The following is a 20,784-nucleotide window of genomic DNA, read 5'->3' on the forward strand; positions in this document are numbered from 1 at the left end:
GGCCGCCTCTTATTTATTCTTGTTGCACATCGGGAAGCCGAGCGCTTCACGGGAAGCGTAGTACGCTTCCGCCACTGCTTTAGTCAGGGTGCGAATGCGCAGGATATAGCGCTGACGCTCGGTGACGGAGATGGCTTTACGCGCATCCAGCAGGTTGAAGCTGTGAGCCGCTTTCAGAATACGCTCGTAGGCCGGCAGCGGCAGCGGGGTCTCCAGCGCCAGCAGCTGCTGGGCCTCTTTCTCATACTGTTCGAAGCAGGTGAACAGGAAGTCGACGTCGGCATATTCGAAGTTATAGGTGGACTGCTCCACTTCGTTCTGGTGGAACACGTCGCCGTAGGTGGTTTTCCCCAGCGGGCCATCGCTCCAGACCAGGTCATAGACGCTGTCCACACCCTGGATGTACATCGCCAGACGCTCCAGACCGTAGGTGATCTCGCCGGTCACCGGCTTACACTCGAGGCCGCCGACCTGCTGGAAGTAGGTGAACTGCGTCACTTCCATGCCGTTGAGCCACACTTCCCAGCCCAGACCCCAGGCGCCCAGCGTCGGGTTTTCCCAGTTGTCTTCGACAAAGCGAATGTCGTGGATAGTCGGGTCCATACCCAGCTCTTTCAGCGACCCGAGGTACAGCTCCTGGATGTTGTCCGGAGAGGGTTTAATCACCACCTGGAACTGATAGTAGTGCTGTAAACGGTTCGGGTTTTCGCCATAGCGGCCATCGGTTGGACGACGGGAAGGCTGCACGTAGGCGGTCGCCATCGGCTCCGGTCCTAACGCGCGCAGGCAGGTCATCGGGTGAGAGGTGCCGGCGCCGACTTCCATGTCCAGTGGTTGAACAATGGTGCAGCCCTGACGAGCCCAGTAATCCTGTAAGGTCAGGATCAGGCCCTGGAAGGTCCTGGTATCAAACTTTTGCATATGATTTCGTGCTGGATACGTGTGGATTTAAAGGAAGGAGTCAGTATACCCGCTGGCTGCGAGATATACAGTACGAAACGGCGTTGTTTCAGGAAAACGGACGAAATTTACGCCAGGCGGGGTCGATTCAGCGCATCGAAAGATGCATAAACTGGCCGTCCGGGTCAAAGGAACAGATGAAACGCTCATTCTTGCCGGTACGGCCAGAAAGCTCATAGCTCGCCTGGAATTGTTCAAAGTGGTTCACGTCAACGAGCTGCGTTTGCGTGTTATAGCGGATAGCCGCCTGATCCTTGCAAAGCTGCGCCATATTGAGCGTGGTTTGCGGCGTAATACGAGCGCGCTGCGCTTTTTGCGTCGGCGGGGAGACGGTCTCGCTGCAGCCCGCGAGGAGCAGCACCAGCATGACGGAAACAACACCTTTCACCACGTTCTCCTCCACCGCCTTGTTAGCAAGTTGTTATCTTAAAGATTCAGTATTACAGGTATTTTGCGAATATCATGAAATTGCGACAAGTCTGTGACCGAAAACTCAGACTAATCTATTGCGACACCGGGAAACCGGGCAGGTCATATCTTATTTCTCCAGCAGACATTGAGGGACTGATGCAAGAAAAGATACACTGGATCACCAACCTGCGCGGCATCGCCTGCATGATGGTGGTGATGATCCACAGCACCAGCTGGTATATCACTCACCCCCATGCGATTACCCTGCTGCAATGGGATATCGCCAATCTGCTCAATTCCGCCTCCCGCGTCAGCGTGCCGCTGTTTTTTATGATCTCGGGCTACCTCTTTTTTGGGGAACGCAGCGCCCAGCCGCGCCATTTCTGGCGGATTGGCCTGTGCATTGCGTTCTATAGCGCGCTATCTCTGCTGTATATCACGCTGTTTACCCATATCAACGTCGAGCTGTCGTTAAAGAATTTGCTGCAGAAGCCTGTCTTCTACCACCTGTGGTTTTTCTTTGCTATCGCCGTCATCTACCTGCTCTCGCCGCTGATTCAGGTTAAGTCCACCAGTAGCACAATGCTGCTGGCGCTGATGGCGATCCTCGGCATTCTGGCCAACCCCAATATGGTCAGCGTTAAAGCCGCCGGGATTGAGTGGCTGCCAGTCAACCTTTATATCAACGGCGACACCTTCTACTACGTGCTCTACGGCGTGCTGGGCAGAGCCATTGGCACCCTGGACACCGATAAAAAATGGCTAACACCGCTCTGCGCCGCGCTGTTCATCGCCGCCGTGTGGGTCATTTCCCGCGGCACGCTGCATGAGCTGCGCTGGCGCGGAGACTTCGGCGACACCTGGTATCTCTACTGCGGACCGGCGGTGTTTGTTTGCGCGGTCACCCTGCTGACGCTGGCCAAAAACTGGCTTAACGCGCGTCCCCTGCCCGGTATCGCCTGCATTGCGCGACATTCGCTGGGGATCTACGGCTTTCATGCCCTGATAGTGCATGCGCTGCGCGCCAGCCATCTGGAGCTATCCCGCTGGCCGCTGCTGGATATTGTGTGGATATTTAGCGCCGCCCTGCTCGGCAGCCTGCTGCTGTCAGGCCTGGTGCAGCGGATTGATAGCCGCCGGCTGGTCAGCTAACGGTCCGCCGCCCGGAGGGGCCCGACTTACGTCTCAGGCCCCTCTTCCGTCACGCTGAGAGGTTCCCGTAAGCGCGTCGGGTCCCAGACATCACGCACGTTTTTCTGTACCGCAACAGCGCCAAACAGGCTCAAAAAATACGCCAGCCCATAGAACCCTTTCTCGCTGAGCAGCAGAGTGGCATTCCACAGTCCGATAACCAGCAGACCTACAGCGATAACGAAGACCACCAGACAGGTGGTGTAGTACAGCGCGGTGGTCGGAATGGCTTCATACTTATCGCGCACCGTCTTTTGATAAGATGCCGCGGCAAACAGCCCCAGTACCAGGACGGCAAAATAATAGCCTTTCTCATTCAACTGCATATCGGCATTCCACAGCCCCACCAGATAGGTGACGATGCCGCCGATCAGGGCAATCCAGGAGATCAAATGAAACGCAGGAGAATACGTCGCGTGCTTGTTTTCCATCACTTTTTACCTTTTACGCGCCTCGGGGCGGCGCTTATTCCGTTTTTTGCATCGCGCGGGCGATGCGGGTCCGTTCGGGGGTTGCCGATGCGCCATATAAGCAGACAAACCATGCCGCGATATAGACGGCTTTTTCATGCCAGTCTGCCGGTACATACCAGGCGCCGACCAGCAGCAGGCCGACCGATAGCAGCAGCACCAGCCGGCATAAGGCAATAAAACCGTCGTCCTGTTCCTGCCACTGACTGGCGCGCTGATGGGCGAGAACAGCAAACATCCCCATCACCAGTACGCCAAGAAAATAGCCTTTACCGCTAAACAACGGGCAGGTTCGCCAGATACCGAGCAGATAAACCAGCGATCCTGCCGCCATCATCCCCCTGGCAATATTGCGTTTTGTGATCATCTCACCTCCCTGGTCGACAGGGGCTGATTATGACCGACTCCCTCGGCGATGCCTCAGATTACGTACGACAAAGCGGAGATTTCGGAATAAATAAATACGCATTTATGGATGGATGTAGCCGGGACATTCAGGAAGGGAATCCGCCCGGCGCTGCCGGACGGACTGAGGCTAAGACATCAGCGGTTTCAGTTGCTGATAAATCTGGCGGAAGGTTTCCCGCTGCGGCGCATAGTGGGCCACACGGCGATCGTCCGGGCGATGGGCTTGTTCAAGCGGCAGCGGCTTCAGCAGCCCGGGGCGGTCTGCCTCGTTGTGAACCGCCAGCTGCGCCAGCCTGGCCGCCCCCAGCGCCGGGCCGACATCGCCCCCGGTACGGTAATCGAGCTGCAGGCCGCTGATATCCGCCAGCATTTGCCGCCAGTAAGCGCTGCGCGCCCCGCCGCCGATAAGCGTGATGCTCTGCGGCTTGATGCCGCAGGCGTGCACCACGTCCATACCATCCGCCAGCGCATAGCCCACCCCTTCCAGCACCGCCCGCGCCAGCTCTGCCGGCCCATGCTGATGCGTCAGGCCAAAAAAGACGCCCTTAGCCTGCGGGTTGTTGTGCGGCGTGCGTTCGCCAGACAGATAGGGCAGGAACCACACCGGACCGGCGCTTTCATCCGCCGTCTGCGCCGCCGCGATCAGCGCCGGCACGCTGGCGAGACCGGTTAATTTTGCCGCCCAGTCCAGACAGGAGGCCGCGCTGAGCATCACCGACATCAAATGCCAGCGGCCCGGCAGGGCATGGCAGAAGCTGTGCACCGCGCTTTCGGGTTTGCTAAGGAACCCTTCACTGACGGCGAAGTAGACGCCTGAGGTACCCAGCGACAGCATCGCCTGACCGGCATCGGCCATGCCGACCCCGACCGCGCCCGCGGCGTTGTCGCCCCCGCCGCCCACCACAAGCGCCGGCGGCATATTCCACGCCTGCGCCACCTCAGGTCGCAGTTGCCCGGTGACGTCGCTGCCTTCGAACAGCGCCGGCATCGCATCCCGACTGAGATCGCAGGCGGCGAGCATCTCGTCGCTCCAGTCGCGCCGGGCGACGTCCAGCCACATCGTGCCGGCGGCGTCAGACATATCGCTGGCGAGCTCGCCGGTCATGCGCAGGCGCAGATAATCCTTGGGCAGCAGCACTTTATCGACCTGGCTGAACACTGCCGCCTCGTGGCGCTGTACCCATAAGAGCTTCGGCGCCGTAAAGCCCGGCATCATCAGGTTGCCGGTGATCTGCCGGGAAGCGCTGACTTTGTCTTCCAGCAGCTGGCACTCTTCGGCGCAGCGGCCGTCATTCCATAAAATGGCCGGACGCAGCACCTGTAACGATTTATCCAGTAGGGTGGCGCCGTGCATCTGCCCGGCAATGCCCAGCGCCTTCACGTCGCGCAGGCTATGCTGCGCGCCCAGGGCTTTCATCGCCGTGTCCGTCGCCAGCCACCACTGTTCGGGATCTTGCTCCGACCACAGCGGATGCGGACGCGAGACGGTGAGTTTTTCGGTATGCGATGCCACTACCTCACCCTGCTCATTGAGCAGGATGGCTTTGACGCCCGACGTCCCCAGATCGATGCCGATATACATACTCCCTCTCCTTAAACGCGCGCCACGGCTGAGCGTGGCGCGAACAGAGCATCCTGGTTGCGGCGCCGGTCACCCCGGGCGCCGCCGCATGATTACTTGTCAAACAGATAATGGTTGACCAGGTTTTCCAGTTGTTCCTGCTGGCCGCTGCGATGCTGCGGCGCCAGCTGATGCTGAGCGGCATACTGGGCAATATCGCTCAGGGTCATCTGCCCGTTAAGGATCTGCTGCCCCAGCTCACCGTTCCAGCCAGCGTAGCGTCTGGCCACGCGCTTATCCAGTTCGCCGTCCTCGATCATCCGCGCCGCGACCTTCAGCGACAGCGCCATGGTATCCATCGCGCCAATATGACCATAGAACAGATCGTATTTGTCGGTGCTCTGCCGGCGCACTTTCGCATCAAAGTTGAGGCCGCCGGTGGTGAAGCCGCCCGCTTTGAGGATTTCATACATCACCAGCGCGTTCTCTTCGACGCTGTTCGGGAACTGGTCGGTATCCCAGCCCAGCTGCGGATCGCCGCGGTTGGCGTCAACGGAGCCGAACAGCCCCAGCGCGATGGCCGTCGCAATCTCATGATGGAACGAATGACCAGCGAGCGTCGCGTGGTTAGCTTCAATATTCAGTTTAATCTCTTTTTCCAGACCAAACTGTTTGAGGAAGCCGTAAACGGTAGAGGCATCATAGTCATACTGATGCTTGGTCGGCTCCTGCGGTTTGGGCTCAATCAGCAGCGTGCCTTTAAAGCCGATTTTATGCTTATGCTCCACCACCAGCTGCATAAAGCGGCCAATCTGCTCACGCTCCTGACGCAGGTCGGTATTCAGCAGGGTTTCATAGCCCTCGCGACCGCCCCACAGCACATAGTTTTCACCGCCCAGTTGATGGGTGGCATTCATGGCGGTGACCACCTGGGTGGCCGCCCAGCTAAATACTTCCGGATCCGGGTTGGTGGCCGCGCCGGCGCCGTAGCGCGGGTTGGTAAAGCAGTTTGCGGTCCCCCACAGAAGCTTCACGCCGCTCTGCTGCTGTTTCTCAGCCAGCACCTCGACCATCCGGGCGAAGTTATTGCTGTACTCCTTGAGCGAAGCGCCTTCCGGCGAGACGTCAACGTCGTGGAAGCAGTAGTAAGGCACGTTGAGTTTATGGAAGAATTCGAACGCCACATCGGCTTTGCGTTTGGCCATCTCCAGGGCGTCGCCAGGCTGCTGCCAGGGACGATCAAAGGAGCCCACGCCAAACATATCGGCGCCATTCCAGCAGAAGGTGTGCCAGTAACAGGCCGCAAAACGCAGATGATCTTCCATCCGTTTGCCCAGCACCAGTTCATCCGGGTTGTAATGACGGAAAGCCAGCGGGTTAGTGGATTTCGGGCCTTCGTAACGAACGCGATCCAGTTGATCGAAATAGGTCTGCATAGAGAACTCCATATTCAGAGATGCGGCGAATAACCAATCAGATACCCTAAATAATTCGAGTTGCAGGAAGGCGGCAGGAGCGCGAGTCCCCGGTAACCGGGGGCGGAGCAACGAATGTCACCAACCCACCTACAACTTGAAGTATGACGGGTTTAAGCCAATATAGAATTTCGCTTTCATTTTCCTCAATTACGTTATTTCACACCGCCATTGAGAGAATCCACAAACGTGCGCCAGCTCGCAAAAATAATATCCAGTCGCCGTTGCGCCGCTCTGTCAGAGACAGTCCAGTGCAATAATAAGAGCGTGCATGAATAAAATACGATCGCCGTCATAATTTGCACATTAAACGAAATTTCATAACGGCAAAATAAGAACCGGTAATTGCCAGCCCTGCTTTCCGCGTTAAGAATCTGTAACGTATCCGCAACCTCATGTATCAAACATTATTTTCCGTTCGTCTTACCTACCCTTACAAAAAAGGTATCGTTATTATGAAGATAAAGAACCTTTGCCTTACGCTTTGCGCCAGCTCCCTCCTGCTCGCCAGCATGGCGGGGATGGCGAAAGAAGTGAAGATTGGCATGGCCATCGACGATCTGCGTCTGGAGCGCTGGCAGAAAGACCGTGATATTTTCGTCAATAAAGCGGAATCCTTAGGCGCCAAAGTTTTTGTCCAGTCCGCTAATGGCAATGAAGAAACGCAGATGTCGCAAATTGAAAACATGATCAACCGCGGCGTCGATGTGTTAGTCATTATTCCTTATAACGGCCAGGTACTCAGTAACGTTATTAAAGAAGCCAAGCAGGAAGGTATTAAAGTCCTGGCCTATGACCGTATGATTAATAATGCCGACATTGATTTCTATATATCTTTCGATAATGAAAAAGTTGGTGAAATGCAGGCGCAAAGTCTGGTCGACAAAGTGCCGCAGGGTAATTATTTCCTGATGGGCGGTTCGCCGGTGGATAATAACGCTAAACTGTTCCGCGCCGGACAGATGAAGGTTCTCAAGCCGTATGTCGATGATGGCAAAATTAAGATTGTCGGCGATCAGTGGGTTGACGGCTGGCTGCCGGAGAACGCGCTGAAAATAATGGAAAACGCGCTAACGGCGAATAATAACAAGATCGATGCCGTGGTCGCCTCCAATGACGCCACCGCCGGCGGCGCCATCCAGGCCTTAACCGCCCAGGGGCTGGCCGGCAAAGTGGCGATCTCCGGTCAGGATGCTGACCTGGCGGGCGTGAAGCGCATTATTTCCGGTACCCAGACGATGACCGTCTATAAACCGATAACCACCCTGGCCACCAACGCCGCTGAAATCGCCGTTGAGCTGGGTAACGATAAGCAGCCGAAGGCCGATACCACGCTGAATAACGGCTTAAAAGACGTCCCTTCGCGCCTGTTAACGCCAATTGAGGTGAATAAAGAGAATATCGACGCCACGGTGATTAAAGACGGTTTCCATAAAAAGAGTGAACTGTAATGGCTGACGCCCCGCTGCGGGGCGTCATTTTCATCCCGCCGGATATCACTGTTGCGGAGTCTTTATGACCTGGCTACTCGAAATGAAGAACATCACCAAAACCTTCGGCGCTGTTAAAGCCGTGGATAACGTCAGCCTGCGCCTGAACGCAGGCGAGGTGGTCTCGTTATGCGGTGAAAATGGGTCGGGGAAATCGACGCTGATGAAGGTGCTGTGCGGTATCTATCCGCACGGAAGCTATGAGGGCGAGATTATTTTTGCCGGCGAAACGCTGCAGGCAAACCATATTCGCGATACCGAACGCAAAGGCATCGCCATTATTCATCAGGAGCTGGCGCTGGTGAAACATCTCACCGTGCTGGAGAATATTTTCCTCGGCGCCGAGATATCCCGCCATGGTCTGCTGGATTATGAAACCATGACGCTGCGCTGTCAGAAACTGTTGGCGCAGGTCAATCTGCCCATTTCGCCCGATACCCGCGTCGGCGACCTCGGCCTTGGTCAGCAGCAGTTGGTGGAGATCGCCAAGGCGCTGAATAAACAGGTTCGCCTGCTGATCCTCGACGAACCGACCGCCTCCTTAACCGAACAAGAAACCGCGACGCTGCTGGCGATCGTTCGCGATCTGCAAAACCACGATATCGCCTGCATCTATATCTCGCATAAGCTCAATGAGGTCAAAGCGATCTCCGATACGATCTGCGTGATCCGCGACGGCCAGCACATCGGCACCCGCGATGCCAGCGGCATGAGCGAAGACGATATCATCACCATGATGGTCGGCCGCGAGCTCACCGCGCTCTATCCCAGCGAGCCGCACGCCCACGGCGAGGAGATCCTGCGGGTTGAACATTTAACCGCCTGGCACCCGGTAAACCGCCATATTAAACGGGTCAATGACGTCTCATTTTCCCTGCGTCGCGGAGAAATCCTCGGCATCGCCGGGCTGGTCGGCGCCGGACGTACCGAGGCGGTACAGTGCCTGTTCGGCGTCTGGCCGGGGCGCTGGCAAGGGGAGATCTTTATTGATGGCCAGCCGGTGAGCATCTCTAACTGCCAGCAGGCCATTGCCCACGGCATCGCCATGGTGCCGGAAGACCGCAAAAAAGACGGCATCGTGCCGGTGATGGCGGTGGGCAAAAACATTACCCTCGCGGCGCTCAACCAGTTCACCGGCGCAATGAGCAGCCTGGACGACGCCGCCGAGCAGCACTGCATCCAGCAGTCCATTCAGCGTTTGAAAATTAAAACCTCCTCGCCGGAGCTGGCGATTGGCCGTCTGAGCGGCGGCAACCAGCAAAAGGCGATTCTGGCGCGCTGTCTGCTGCTCAATCCGCGCATTCTGATCCTCGACGAACCCACCCGTGGCATCGATATCGGGGCGAAGTATGAAATTTATAAACTGATTAACCAGCTGGTGCAGCAGGGCATCGCGGTCATTGTCATTTCATCCGAACTGCCCGAGGTGCTCGGTCTCAGCGATCGGGTGCTGGTCATGCACGAAGGCAGACTAAAAGCCAATTTGGTTAATCAACATCTGACCCAGGAACAGGTGATGGAAGCCGCGCTGAGGAGCGAACGCCATGTCGAAGAACACGTCGTCTGAAATCAAACTCACCCCAACCGCCCCCGCGGCCCTGCCGGCGCTGAAGGGGCTGAATCTCCAGGTCTTCGTGATGATCGCCGCCATCGTCGTCATTATGCTGTTTTTCACCTGGGTTACCGATGGCGCCTACCTGAGCGCACGCAATATCTCCAACCTGCTGCGGCAGACGGCCATCACCGGCATCCTCGCCGTCGGCATGGTGTTTGTGATTATTTCGGCAGAAATCGACCTCTCCGTTGGCTCGATGATGGGGCTGCTGGGCGGCGCTGCGGCGATCTTTGACGTCTGGCTCGGCTGGCCGCTGCCGCTCACCATTCTGGTGACGCTGGTGATGGGCCTGCTGCTCGGCGCGTGGAACGGATGGTGGGTAGCCTATCGCAAGGTGCCCTCGTTTATCGTCACCCTCGCCGGGATGCTGGCGTTTCGCGGCATTCTGATCGGCATCACCAACGGGACCACCGTCTCGCCCACCAGCCCGGCGATGTCGCAGATCGGCCAAAGCTACCTGCCAGACGGCATCGGCTTCGGCATCGGCGTTGTCGGCATGGCGGTGTTTATCGTCTGGCAGTGGCGCGGGCGGATGCGCCGGCAGGCGTTAGGTCTGGCGACCTCGTCCTCCACCGCCGCCGTCGGCCGCCAGGCCATTACCGCGGTGATTGTGCTGGGCGCAATCTGGCTGCTCAATGACTATCGCGGCGTACCGACCCCGGTGCTGATCCTCGCCGCCCTGCTGCTGGCGGGCCTGTTTATGGCCACCCGCACCGCCTTTGGTCGCCGCATCTACGCCATCGGCGGCAACCTGGAGGCGGCCCGTCTGTCCGGGATTAACGTCGAGCGTACCAAGCTGGCGGTGTTTGCCATTAACGGCCTGATGGTCGCCATTGCCGGGCTAATCCTCAGCTCACGGCTCGGCGCGGGGTCGCCTTCGGCGGGCAATATCGCCGAACTGGACGCCATCGCCGCCTGCGTCATCGGCGGCACCAGCCTGGCGGGCGGCATCGGCAGCGTCGCCGGGGCGGTAATGGGGGCGTTTATTATGTCGGCCCTGGATAACGGCATGAGCATGATGGACGTCGCCACCTTCTGGCAATATATCGTTAAAGGCGCCATTTTGCTGCTGGCGGTGTGGATGGACTCTGCCACCAAGCGGCGCGCATAAGCAGAGACTCTCTGAAGAATGTCTGAATTCTTTGCGCTACCGCCAAACTTCGCCATAAGGCGCTTGAAATATCTCGGGCATTAGCCGGTAGTGTATACCCAACATCATTCGGGTTGCAGACGGCGCCCCCGGCCGCGTACCGGCGTACGTGGCCGGGATGAGTGGTAAGTCAGGCCATCGGCAACATCTTGAATGAAGGGGTATGACCGGGGTTAGAGCAGGAACATTATCTATGTTTGAAAAGCGTCACCGTATTACGCTGTTATTTAACGCCAACAAAGCTTATGACCGCCAGGTAGTTGAAGGTGTCGGCGAGTATCTGCAGGCCTCCCAGTTGGAATGGGATATCTTTATTGAAGAGGACTTTCGGGCACGCATCGAAAACATCAAAGAGTGGTTGGGCGATGGCGTTATCGCCGACTATGACGATCCCGAAATCGAAAAGCTGCTGGCCGATGTCCACGTGCCCATCGTCGGCGTCGGCGGATCTTATCATCAGCCAGAGCAGTACCCGCCGGTCCACTATATCGCCACCGACAACGCCGCGCTGGTGGAAAGCGCTTTTCTCCATTTGAAGGAAAAAGGGGTGCACCGCTTCGCGTTTTACGGACTCCCCGCCTCCAGCGGTAAACGCTGGGCGGTAGAGCGCGAGTATGCCTTCTGCCAGCTGGTCGCGAAGGAGAAGTATCGCGGCGTGGTCTACCAGGGGCTGGAGACAGCGCCGGAGAACTGGCAGCACGCGCAAAACCGGCTCGCCGACTGGCTGCAAACCCTGCCGCCGCAAACCGGCATCATCGCCGTCACCGACGCCCGTGCCCGCCACGTCCTGCAGGCCTGCGAGCTACTGCATATCCCGGTGCCAGAGAAACTGTGCGTTATCGGCATCGATAACGAGGAGCTAACCCGCTATCTCTCTCGCGTCGCCCTCTCCTCTGTCGCCCAGGGCACCCGCCAGATGGGTTATCAGGCGGCAAAATTACTCCACCGGCTGTTGAATAACGAGGCCCTCCCGCTGCAGCGCCAGCTGATCCCGCCGATGCGCGTCGTTGAGCGACGATCCACCGACTACCGGTCGTTAAACGATCCCTCCGTGATACAGGCGATGCATTACATTCGCAACAATGCCTGCAAAGGCATCAAGGTGGAACAGGTGCTCGACGCCGTGGGCATCTCTCGCTCTAATCTGGAAAAACGCTTCAAAGAGGAGGTCGGTGAGACCATCCACACGGTGATCCACAGCGAAAAACTGGAAAAGGCGCGTAGCCTGCTGGTGTCCACTAGTCTGTCGATCAATGAGATTTCGCAGATGTGCGGCTATCCGTCGCTGCAATATTTCTATTCGGTGTTTAAGAAGGAGTACGACGTGACGCCGAAGGAGTACCGCGATCGGCACAGCGAGGTGATGCTGTAGGGTAAAAAAAATGCCCGGCGACAAGGCCGGGCATCCGGATTACAGATGGGCGGCGATGAGCCGCTGATTGTCCTGATACATCGCGAAGAGATAGTTGTTGTAGCTCGACCCTTTAGTCGAATACCCCTTCAGCTTATGGATCATGGTGCTGGCGGTTACTTCCTGATCCGCCTTGCGCAGCTGCAGGCGCGACTTGCGGAAAGAAGAATAGGCCGGGTGGGTGTTCAGGTTTGTTACGTAAGCCTGCACCGACTGCTCTACCGACTCAAACTGCGAGTAACCTTTCATCGCGCCGCGGCAGCGACCGGCGCCGCACTTCATGCCGAACAGGTTGTTATTCTCGCGCGCCAGCCTGGAGGTACCCCAGCCACTTTCCGCCGCCGCCATGGTCGCCACCATGCTGTTCGGAATAATGTCGACACGCTCAAGCAGCGCGTTCCAGGGCACATGACGCGTATTGCCTGACCACTTCACCTTATAACGGGAAGCGATATCCTTCAGGCGCGCCTTCTCAGTCGGTGACCAGCGAGCATCGTACTGCTTGGAAATAAGCCAGTTACGATCCGCAGTAATCGCCTGATTCTGCTTGGTAATATAAGGCATGACCGTCCGGAGAAACGCTTTTTTCCTTGGTGTTCCGGAAGGGTATTTTCGCAAGTCAGGAAGTGAACTGCTCTTTACACTATTGCGAGAATACTCTTGTTTACTGCTTACCTTAGTACTACTTATCTTCTTTACCGTTGGGGCTTTATGACTCTTTGTCGCTGTGTGCGTTGTCGCCAACACACTACCTGAAAAGATGCAGGTTAGTAACATAAGTATGGCGGCCCCATATCGTCGTATGGGATTCGATATCATCAGGTCTCCTGGTCGGATATATGCATTCCAACACCTTGTTTTTCACAAAAAAACGATAGCTGAATCGCTAATAGTATCAAAAATACGCACTGAGGGCATCAACAGAAATAGTCCAATTCCGAATTGCTGTCATCTGAAATCGGTTTCTGCGGCGCATCGCCAGCGCGAAAATGCTAGCTTCGTCTCATTTTTAGCCTATTTTTTGAGCGGTGTCACTCACCCCTTTTCATCCTCCTGGTAAAACGCGCGTCAGGAGGAGTTCACCCGCGCGGCGACAAGGCACACTAGATAAAAACCGCTCACAGGATCTCGCAATGAAACTCGCTGCGCTTGCCACGTTATTCGTGCCTGGGATGGCCTTTGCCGCCTGGACTACCACCGACTTTCCTGCTTTTACCGAAGAAGGGACCGGCCGATTCATCAGCCAGAAAGTGGTTGAGAAGGGTACACGTCCCCTGCAGCTAAATTTTGACCAGCAGTGCTGGCAGCCTTCCGGCGGCATTAAGCTCAACCAGATGCTGTCCATGGAGCCCTGTCGCGGCACACCGCCGCAATGGCGCATCTTCCGCCAGGGTCTGTATACCCTGGAGGTGGATACCCGTTCCGGCACGCCAACGATGATAATTTCGCTGGAGGAAAAAGAGACCAGCGCCGCGGCGCCGCAGATCCGCCAGTGTCCGAAGTGGGACGGAAAACCGCTGACCATCGACGTCAGCAAAACCTTCGCCGAGGGCAGCAAGGTCCGCGATTTCTACAGCGGCAATGTCGCGACCGTCAGCGGCGGCAAAATCACCCTGCAGCCCGCCTTCGGCAGCAATGGCCTGCTGCTACTCGAGCGTGCCGAGACCGCCGCCCCGGCGCCGTTTGACTGGCACAATGCCACCGTCTACTTCGTCCTGACCGATCGCTTCGTAAACGGTAACCCGGCCAACGACAACAGCTATGGTCGCCATAAAGACGGCATGCAGGAGATCGGCACCTTCCACGGCGGCGACCTGCAGGGATTAACCAGCAAGCTGGATTATCTGCAGCAGATGGGAGTTAACGCCCTGTGGATCAGCTCCCCGCTCGAGCAGATCCACGGCTGGGTCGGCGGCGGCACGAAGGGCGATTTCCCTCACTACGCTTATCACGGCTATTACACCCAGGACTGGTCGAAACTGGACGCCAACATGGGGACCGAAGCGGATCTCCGCCGACTGGTGGATGAAGCGCATAAGCGCGGAATACGTATTCTGTTCGACGTGGTGATGAACCATGCCGGCTACGCCACCCTGGCCGACATGCAGGAGTTCCAGTTCGGCTCCCTGTATCTGCAAGGCGATGAGCTGAAAAAAACTCTCGGCGAGCGCTGGACGGACTGGAAGCCGGGCGCGGGACAGACCTGGCACAGCTTTAACGACTATATCAACTTCAGCGACAAAGCCGGGTGGGAGAAATGGTGGGGTAAGAAGTGGATCCGCACCGATATCGGCGATTACGACAATCCGGGCTATGACGATCTCACCATGTCGCTGGCCTTCCTGCCGGACCTGAAAACCGAATCGAAGGAGGTCTCAGGCCTGCCGAACTTCTATAACCATAAACCAGACACCGCAGCGAAAGCGATCCCGGGCTATACGCCGCGCGACTATCTGACACACTGGCTGAGCCAGTGGGTACGTGACTACGGCATCGATGGCTTCCGCGTCGATACCGCCAAACATGTGGAGATGGACGCCTGGCAGCAGTTAAAAACCCAGGCCACCGCCGCGCTGGCGGAGTGGAAGAAAGCCAATCCGGATAAAGCGCTGGATGCGGCGCCGTTCTGGATGACCGGCGAAGCCTGGGGACATGGAGTGATGCAGAGCGATTATTATCGCCACGGTTTTGATGCGATGATCAATTTCGACTACCAGGACCAGGCGGCGAAAGCGGCGACCTGTATGGCCAATATTGACCTCACCTGGCAGCAAATGGCGGACAAGCTGCAGAGCTTTAACGTCCTGAGCTACCTCTCCTCGCACGATACGCGGCTGTTCCGTGAAGGCGGCACCACCGCGGCGGAGCTACTGCTGCTGGCCCCTGGCGCCGTGCAGATTTTCTATGGCGACGAATCATCGCGCCCGTTCGGCCCCACCGGCTCGGACCCGCTGCAGGGTACCCGCTCGGAGATGAACTGGCAGGATGTCAACGGCAAGGCGGCCCGCAGCGTTACCCACTGGCAGAAGATCGGCCAGTTCCGCGCTCGCCATCCGGCAATCGGCATGGGCAAACAGACAACGCTGTCGATGTCGCGTGGTTACGGGTTCGTGCGTGAGAGCGGTGAAGACAAAGTGATGGTCATCTGGGCCGGACAGCAGCAGTAATCCACAGGTGGCTCTCCGCCCTGGCGGGGAGCCACCATTTAGAACAAAATGCTAACAAAATAGCAATATACAGGATAAAGATAAAAACCCGCCTCCTCCCGCCGATTTGCACCACGCCAGCGCTGGCGTTATGGTTAGCCACTTTCCAGAACCACCGATAGACTATTCGCGATGACATTTTCCCTTTTCGGCGACAAATTCACCCGTCATTCAGGCATCACCCGCTTGATGGAAGACCTTAATGACGGTCTGCGCACGCCGGGCGCTATTATGCTGGGCGGCGGCAACCCCGCTCAGATCCCGGAAATGAATGACTACTTCCAGCAGCTGCTGGCCGACATGCTGGATAATGGCAAAGCCCTTGATGCGCTTTGTAATTATGATGGTCCACAGGGCAAAAGCGAGCTGCTGGCTCTGCTGGCGAACATGCTGCGCGACGAGCTGGGCTGGGAGATCGAACCACAGAATATTGCGCTAACAAACGGCAGTCAGAGCGCATTTTTCTACTTATTTAATCTGTTTGCAGGCCGTCGGGCAGATGGCACCACCCGTAAGGTACTGTTCCCACTGACGCCGGAATATATCGGCTACGCCGATGCCGGTCTGGAAGAGGATCTGTTCGTTGCCACCCGGCCGAACATCGAACTGCTGCCGGAAGGCCAGTTTAAGTACCATGTTGATTTTGAGCATCTGCAGGTGACGGAAGAGACCGGGATGATCTGCGTCTCGCGCCCCACCAACCCGACCGGCAACGTCATCACTGATGAAGAGCTGATCAAACTGGATGCGCTGGCGAATCAGCACGGGGTCCCGCTGGTGATTGATAACGCCTACGGTGTACCGTTCCCGGGCATTATCTTTAGCGACGCCCGACCGCTGTGGAATCCGAACATCGTGCTGTGTATGAGCCTGTCCAAGCTGGGCCTGCCGGGCAGCCGCTGCGGGATTATCATCGCCAACGAAAAAATCATCACCGCCATCAGCAACATGAACGGCATTATTAGCCTCGCCCCTGGCGGCATCGGGCCGGCAATGATGTGCGAAATGATTAAACGACAGGATCTGCTGCGCCTGTCAGAGACGGTGATCAAGCCCTTCTATTACCAGCGGGTGCAGGAAACCATCGCCATTATTCGCCGCTATCTGCCGGAGGAGCGCTGCTTTATTCACAAACCGGAGGGGGCAATCTTCCTCTGGCTGTGGTTTAAGGATCTGCCGATCTCCACCGAGCTGCTGTATCAGCGGCTGAAAAAGCGCGGCGTGCTGATGGTGCCGGGGGATTACTTCTTCCCTGGTCTGGATAAACCGTGGCCGCACACCCACCAGTGTATGCGCATGAACTATGTACCGGACCCGCAAAAAATCGAAGCCGGAGTGAAAATCCTCGCCGAAGAGGTTGAATTTGCCTGGCGCGAACAGGAAGCATAATCTCTGACGCCGCGGGCGGGTAACGTTCGTCAGCGACCCCATTCACGCCAGCGCCAGCCGCTGGCGTTTTTGCGCGCATAGCGCTTCCAGCTCCGCGGGAACCATCACCCGCAGCGCCTGCGTCGGGCAGGCGGCCACGCAGGCCGGTCCTTCGGCGCGGTGATGGCATAGATCGCATTTCAACGCCTGCGCCTGCTGGTTCATTACCGTAACGGTCATCGCGCCGTACGGGCAGGCCACCATGCAGCTTTTGCAGCCGATGCAGCGCCGCTGGTCGACCCACCAGACGTCATTGTCGCGCTGAATCGCCCCCTGTGGGCAAACGCTGGCGCAGGGCGCATCCTCGCACTGCCGACAGGCCATCGCCGTCGATATGTCACCGCTTTTCACCACCCGGATACGCGGCGCGAAATGGTTCGTCGACAGGGCGGCGACATCCTGCGCCTGCTGGTGCGCCACCGCGCAGGCCACTTCGCAGGTACGACAGCCGATGCACCGCTGGGCATTGGCAATAAGAAACTGGTTCATCCTCTGCTCCCTGGGGATAAAACCGCAGGGTGCCAGAATGTCCCCTGCCCGCGCTTTGATCCTGAATGGAATCAGCGCTGTTTTTTGTCAGATGGCCGGCAGGATGTGGTCATTTGCCTGACGCTTCACGCACCGTGAAACCCAGCTCACGCGAAATTGCTTCGGCGGTCTCACGTAGTGGTTTTAACAAGTTCTTTTCGCCAGCTCCCCGGCACGAAGTCCGCCGGGGAGCCGACGTTAATGATTACCGGAACAATGCCTTATCGCGCAGGATATGATCGTTGCCGCGACGGCGGGTGAAGCCAATCCGATCGAAATACTCCAGGATCTGGATCGCCAGCTTCCGCCCGACGTTTAAGGTATCGCGGAAATCCGCCGCGCAGGTTGAACCGCGCAGCCGATCCAGCTCGCGCACCCGCTGGGCGAACTGCACAATGCGATCGTTGCGGTAGTAACGATCCTTGACGATCGCAGTAATCATCCCCTGCTGCGCCGCCTGGCGCAGCACCGCGCGCATCAGGGACTCTTCAACATGGACTTCGCGCGCAAGATCGCGCACCCACCACGGATCGTCGCCGAACAGAGTCTCCACCTTCTGCCAGACCGCCTGCTGCTCGTCGGTAAACCCGGCTTTATGCTCCGGCAAATGCAGCCAGCCGTGATGGCTGTGGACTAAGCCGCTCTCGCGCATCTGCTCAATCAGCAGCAGCACCAGCGCTTCATCTTCCATCGGCAGCGCGATGCGGCGCAGGCGCTCCCGGCCAGGGCCCGGCTCGTCTCGATGCTGCTCATGGTAGCGCGCAAGGGCATCCAGCAATTTTCGCTGCCAGCGGGCGGCAAGCGGCGCGCTAAGCAGGCGCTGTCCGGCCTGCAGATAGTCCGGTCGCTGGATCAGGGCCGCCATTCCGGCTTCGCTGAGCTGCCGCGCCCAGGCGAAGTGCTCAAGCCGGACGGCATCCCGCTGCAGATGTAACTCCAGCGCCTGCGCATCGTCAGCGCCGACCGCTGCCAGGGCGTGCAGCCACTGCAGATATTCCGGTTTACGTTTGCCGCGACGCGGAGGATCCAGCGTCACCACCCGTGCGCCCGCCAGCGTCAAGCGAGCAGAGATATCGCGGAGCACCAGCCGGTCGTTATCCGCCAGCCACAGCGGAGTATCCAGCACCAGCTCCGCCAGGTTGCCCTCAAGAAGCGACACCCGGCCGGTAATGTGGCTGGCAGCATGGTGAATATGCAGCGGCTGCCACTGGCTGAGCGGCGTATGGCACTGCAACTCGACAATCACCCGTTCTGCTGGCTCCGGCGGTGGTGAGGAGAGCAGCCAGTCGCCGCGGTGCACTGCCTCTTTTTGCGCATCGCCGACAATGTTCAGCGCAATGCGCTGTCCGGCGTGCGCCTGCTCAACCGCTTGATTCTGGGCATGCAGGCCGCGGACGCGCATCGGCGTGTTGACGCCGGTAAGCCATAGGGTATCCCCGACCCGTACTTCGCCGGAGAGCGCCGTCCCGGTGACCACCAGCCCCGCGCCTTTGACGGTAAAAGCGCGATCCAGCGCCAGGCGAAACCGCTGCTGCTGCGGGCGGGGGCGCTCCGCAAGCTGCAGCAGATGGCTGCGCAGTTCTGCAATACCGATATTTTCCGCCGCCGCGGTGGGAAAGAAAGCGACGGCGTCAAAGCCCAGCTCGCCCAGGGTCTGCTCGACCTCTGCCTGAACCTCCGCCACCCTGGCGGCCGCCACGCGGTCCGTTTTGGTCAGCGCCACGGTCAGCGTCGGCTTTCCGGTCAGCTGCAGGATCGCCAGGTGTTCGCGGGTTTGCGCCATCACCCCGTCATCGCAGGCCACCACCAGCAGCGCATGGTCAATACCGCCCACCCCCGCCAGCATGTTGGACAAAAACTTTTCGTGCCCGGGAACGTCAATAAATCCCAGCACCCGCCCGTCCGGCTGCGGCCAGTAGGCATAGCCGAGATCGATCGTCATTCCCCGCGCTTTCTCTTCCGGCAGACGATCGGCATTCACGCCGGTTATCGCCTGCAGCAGCGTCGTTTTGCCGTGGTCAACATGTCCAGCGGTGGCAATAATCATCGTAACAACATCTCCATAAAGCGGGTTTCATTTTCCAGACAGCGCAGGTCCAGCCAGAGCCGACCGTCATAAATGCGGCCAATCACCGGACACGGCAGCGCGCGCCAGCGGGCCGCCAGCGCCTCCAGCCGGCTACCGCGGCCGTCATGCGGGGTAAAGGTCAACGCCGCGCTGGGCAGGCGGTCGACGGGTAACGAGCCGCTGCCAATCTGCGACTGGCAGGCTGCCACGCTGACGGCAAAATCAGCATAGTGTGCCGCCAGGTCAGGCTGCAGGCGTTCAGCCAGCCGGCGGATCTCCTCCGCCGGACGGGTGAGCAGGCGCAGCGTCGGCAATTTCTCCCTCAGCGCCTCCGGGTGCTGATAGAGGTGCAGCGTAGCCTCCAGCGCCGCGAGGGTCATTTTATCGGCACGCAGGGCCCGCTTCAGCGGGTGGCTTTGCAGCTGGGCAATCAGCGCGCGTTTGCCGACGATAATCCCGGCCTGCGGGCCACCGAGCAGCTTGTCGCCGGAGAAACTGACCAGGCTCACCCCGGCGGCGATCATCTCCTGCGGCATCGGCTCCTTTGGCAGGCCATACTGACTGAGATCCACCAGCGACCCGCTGCCCAGGTCGGCTACCACCGGAACATCCAGTTCGCGGCCAATGGCCGCCAGCTCCGCTTCGTCGACGGCTTTGGTAAAGCCCTCAATACTGTAGTTGCTGGTGTGGACCTTCATCAGCAGCGCGGTATTGTCATTCACCGCCTGGCGATAATCTTTGGCATGGGTGCGGTTGGTGGTACCTACTTCGTGCAGCTGGCAACCCGCCTGGCGCATCACGTCGGGGATGCGAAATGCCCCGCCGATCTCCACCAGTTCGCCGCGAGAGACCACCACTTCGCGACCGCTGGCGGTGGCCGCCAGCATCAGCAGAACGGCCGCCGCGTTGTTGTTCACGATACAGGCGTCTTCCGCGCCGGTGATCTGGCACAGCAGATCGGCAATGGCGCGATCGCGATGGCCGCGCCCGGCGTCGTCGAGATCATATTCGAGCGTCACCGGCGCGTGCATCGCGCTGGCGACCGCCTCCACAGCCGACTCCGCCTGAATGGCGCGCCCCAGATTGGTATGCAATACCGTACCGGTGAGATTAAACACCGGACGCAGGGCGCTCTGCCGGCCGGCGGTGAGCCGCTGCGCGCAGGCGCTCGGCCAGTCATGGCTCCAGTCCGGCAGTGTCTGATACTGGCGGATTTGCTCCCGCGCCTCATCCAGCATCTGGCGCAGCTGCGCCACCACCTGCGAATGGCCGTGCTGCGCCAGCAGGGGAGAAAAAGCGGGGTCGCGTAGTAAGCGGTCAATGGCCGGAAGCCGGGTATAAAGCGCACGAATTTCGGTAGTCATGAATGGGCCTGGCGGTAAGTTATTTTCCCCCCTCCCGACGGGAGAGGG

Annotated in this window: 17 protein-coding genes and 1 pseudogene; 7 read left to right on the forward strand and 11 right to left on the reverse strand. The window is 58.6% G+C overall.

Translation table 11 applies throughout. From position 1 onward, the window contains the following. Nucleotides 1–9: 9 nt before the first annotated feature. Entirely contained in the window at nt 10–921 is a 912-nt protein-coding gene (gene glyQ / locus BHE81_RS18020) for a glycine--tRNA ligase subunit alpha (protein WP_002922128.1), read from the reverse strand. A 127-nt stretch (nt 922–1,048) separates the two neighbouring features. After that, on the reverse strand, nt 1,049–1,348 hold the full coding sequence (locus tag BHE81_RS18025) for a YsaB family lipoprotein (protein ID WP_002922129.1): 300 nt from the start codon (nt 1,346–1,348) through the stop codon (nt 1,049–1,051). 179 nt (nt 1,349–1,527) lie between these two features. On the opposite strand from BHE81_RS18025, the gene BHE81_RS18030 reads away from it, so the two are divergent. Next, entirely contained in the window at nt 1,528–2,523 is a 996-nt protein-coding gene (locus BHE81_RS18030) for an acyltransferase (protein ID WP_004145225.1), read from the forward strand. A gap of 26 nt (nt 2,524–2,549) precedes the next feature. Here the strand turns inward: BHE81_RS18030 and yiaA are convergent, their stop codons facing one another. From yiaA to xylA, 4 genes are all read right to left on the reverse strand, one after another. Next, nucleotides 2,550–2,996, reverse strand: coding sequence for an inner membrane protein YiaA (yiaA, locus tag BHE81_RS18035; RefSeq protein WP_004188180.1), 447 nt, complete (start codon nt 2,994–2,996; stop codon nt 2,550–2,552). Nucleotides 2,997–3,027: 31 nt separating this feature from the next. Then, nucleotides 3,028–3,399: an inner membrane protein YiaB gene (gene yiaB, locus BHE81_RS18040; RefSeq protein WP_004181516.1), complete on the reverse strand. Its 372-nt coding sequence runs from the start codon at nt 3,397–3,399 to the stop codon at nt 3,028–3,030. A gap of 168 nt (nt 3,400–3,567) precedes the next feature. After that, complete coding sequence (gene xylB / locus BHE81_RS18045) at nt 3,568–5,022, reverse strand: xylulokinase (RefSeq protein WP_023301438.1); 1,455 nt, start codon at nt 5,020–5,022, stop codon at nt 3,568–3,570. Between the two features lie 92 nt (nt 5,023–5,114). Continuing rightward, nucleotides 5,115–6,437: a xylose isomerase gene (xylA, locus tag BHE81_RS18050; protein ID WP_002922139.1), complete on the reverse strand. Its 1,323-nt coding sequence runs from the start codon at nt 6,435–6,437 to the stop codon at nt 5,115–5,117. Between the two features lie 494 nt (nt 6,438–6,931). Between xylA and xylF the strand changes: the two genes are divergently transcribed. The 4 genes from xylF (at nt 6,932) to xylR (ending at nt 12,103) form a co-directional block, all read left to right on the forward strand. After that, on the forward strand, nt 6,932–7,927 hold the full coding sequence (xylF, locus tag BHE81_RS18055; protein ID WP_004152040.1) for a D-xylose ABC transporter substrate-binding protein: 996 nt from the start codon (nt 6,932–6,934) through the stop codon (nt 7,925–7,927). Between the two features lie 64 nt (nt 7,928–7,991). After that, nucleotides 7,992–9,533: a xylose ABC transporter ATP-binding protein gene (locus tag BHE81_RS18060; protein WP_002922346.1), complete on the forward strand. Its 1,542-nt coding sequence runs from the start codon at nt 7,992–7,994 to the stop codon at nt 9,531–9,533. Then, a complete protein-coding gene (gene xylH / locus BHE81_RS18065) occupies nt 9,511–10,692 on the forward strand; it encodes a xylose ABC transporter permease XylH (RefSeq protein ID WP_002922349.1) in 1,182 nt (393 codons plus the stop codon). Before BHE81_RS18060 ends, xylH begins: the two co-directional genes overlap by 23 nt. Before the next feature lie 232 nt (nt 10,693–10,924). Next, nucleotides 10,925–12,103: a D-xylose utilization transcriptional activator XylR gene (gene xylR, locus BHE81_RS18070; protein WP_002922351.1), complete on the forward strand. Its 1,179-nt coding sequence runs from the start codon at nt 10,925–10,927 to the stop codon at nt 12,101–12,103. A 39-nt stretch (nt 12,104–12,142) separates the two neighbouring features. Here xylR and BHE81_RS18075 read toward each other — a convergent pair whose 3' ends face one another. Further along, entirely contained in the window at nt 12,143–12,961 is an 819-nt protein-coding gene (locus BHE81_RS18075; RefSeq protein WP_004188166.1) for a protein bax, read from the reverse strand. Between the two features lie 314 nt (nt 12,962–13,275). Here BHE81_RS18075 and BHE81_RS18080 point away from each other — a divergent pair, with 314 nt between their 5' ends. Continuing rightward, the gene (locus BHE81_RS18080) at nt 13,276–15,309 is read left to right on the forward strand and encodes an alpha-amylase (RefSeq protein ID WP_009308772.1); all 2,034 of its coding nucleotides are present in this window, start codon (nt 13,276–13,278) and stop codon (nt 15,307–15,309) included. Between the two features lie 171 nt (nt 15,310–15,480). Next, complete coding sequence (gene avtA, locus BHE81_RS18085; RefSeq protein WP_149888816.1) at nt 15,481–16,737, forward strand: valine--pyruvate transaminase; 1,257 nt, start codon at nt 15,481–15,483, stop codon at nt 16,735–16,737. A gap of 42 nt (nt 16,738–16,779) precedes the next feature. On the opposite strand, the gene BHE81_RS18090 is transcribed toward avtA, so the two are convergent. The 4 genes and pseudogenes from BHE81_RS18090 to selA all read right to left on the reverse strand — a co-directional run bounded on the left by BHE81_RS18090 (nt 16,780) and on the right by selA (nt 20,736). Next, entirely contained in the window at nt 16,780–17,265 is a 486-nt protein-coding gene (locus BHE81_RS18090; RefSeq protein ID WP_002922360.1) for a 4Fe-4S dicluster domain-containing protein, read from the reverse strand. A gap of 109 nt (nt 17,266–17,374) precedes the next feature. Further along, nucleotides 17,375–17,467 (reverse strand): annotated as a pseudogene (locus BHE81_RS18095) (IclR family transcriptional regulator); the annotation flags it as partial. Between the two features lie 42 nt (nt 17,468–17,509). Further along, nucleotides 17,510–19,351, reverse strand: coding sequence for a selenocysteine-specific translation elongation factor (gene selB / locus BHE81_RS18100; RefSeq protein WP_004173923.1), 1,842 nt, complete (start codon nt 19,349–19,351; stop codon nt 17,510–17,512). After that, on the reverse strand, nt 19,348–20,736 hold the full coding sequence (gene selA / locus BHE81_RS18105) for an L-seryl-tRNA(Sec) selenium transferase (RefSeq protein WP_023301436.1): 1,389 nt from the start codon (nt 20,734–20,736) through the stop codon (nt 19,348–19,350). The genes selB and selA overlap by 4 nt, the downstream gene beginning before the upstream one ends. Between the last annotated feature and the right edge of the window lie 48 nt (nt 20,737–20,784).

Source organism: Klebsiella sp. AqSCr, from assembly GCF_008452795.1.
Classification (GTDB): domain Bacteria; phylum Pseudomonadota; class Gammaproteobacteria; order Enterobacterales; family Enterobacteriaceae; genus Klebsiella; species Klebsiella pneumoniae.

Coding starts and splice junctions, on each gene's coding strand:
- BHE81_RS18060 (WP_002922346.1), top strand. CDS start 7,992: ATGACCTGGCTACTCGAAATGAAGAACATCACCAAAACCTTCGGCGCT.
- avtA (WP_149888816.1), top strand. CDS start 15,481: ATGACATTTTCCCTTTTCGGCGACAAATTCACCCGTCATTCAGGCATC.
- xylB (WP_023301438.1), bottom strand. CDS start 5,022: ATGTATATCGGCATCGATCTGGGGACGTCGGGCGTCAAAGCCATCCTG.
- xylF (WP_004152040.1), top strand. CDS start 6,932: ATGAAGATAAAGAACCTTTGCCTTACGCTTTGCGCCAGCTCCCTCCTG.
- yiaB (WP_004181516.1), bottom strand. CDS start 3,399: ATGATCACAAAACGCAATATTGCCAGGGGGATGATGGCGGCAGGATCG.
- xylA (WP_002922139.1), bottom strand. CDS start 6,437: ATGCAGACCTATTTCGATCAACTGGATCGCGTTCGTTACGAAGGCCCG.
- xylR (WP_002922351.1), top strand. CDS start 10,925: ATGTTTGAAAAGCGTCACCGTATTACGCTGTTATTTAACGCCAACAAA.
- xylH (WP_002922349.1), top strand. CDS start 9,511: ATGTCGAAGAACACGTCGTCTGAAATCAAACTCACCCCAACCGCCCCC.
- BHE81_RS18030 (WP_004145225.1), top strand. CDS start 1,528: ATGCAAGAAAAGATACACTGGATCACCAACCTGCGCGGCATCGCCTGC.
- glyQ (WP_002922128.1), bottom strand. CDS start 921: ATGCAAAAGTTTGATACCAGGACCTTCCAGGGCCTGATCCTGACCTTA.
- BHE81_RS18075 (WP_004188166.1), bottom strand. CDS start 12,961: ATGATATCGAATCCCATACGACGATATGGGGCCGCCATACTTATGTTA.
- selB (WP_004173923.1), bottom strand. CDS start 19,351: ATGATTATTGCCACCGCTGGACATGTTGACCACGGCAAAACGACGCTG.
- selA (WP_023301436.1), bottom strand. CDS start 20,736: ATGACTACCGAAATTCGTGCGCTTTATACCCGGCTTCCGGCCATTGAC.
- BHE81_RS18080 (WP_009308772.1), top strand. CDS start 13,276: ATGAAACTCGCTGCGCTTGCCACGTTATTCGTGCCTGGGATGGCCTTT.
- BHE81_RS18090 (WP_002922360.1), bottom strand. CDS start 17,265: ATGAACCAGTTTCTTATTGCCAATGCCCAGCGGTGCATCGGCTGTCGT.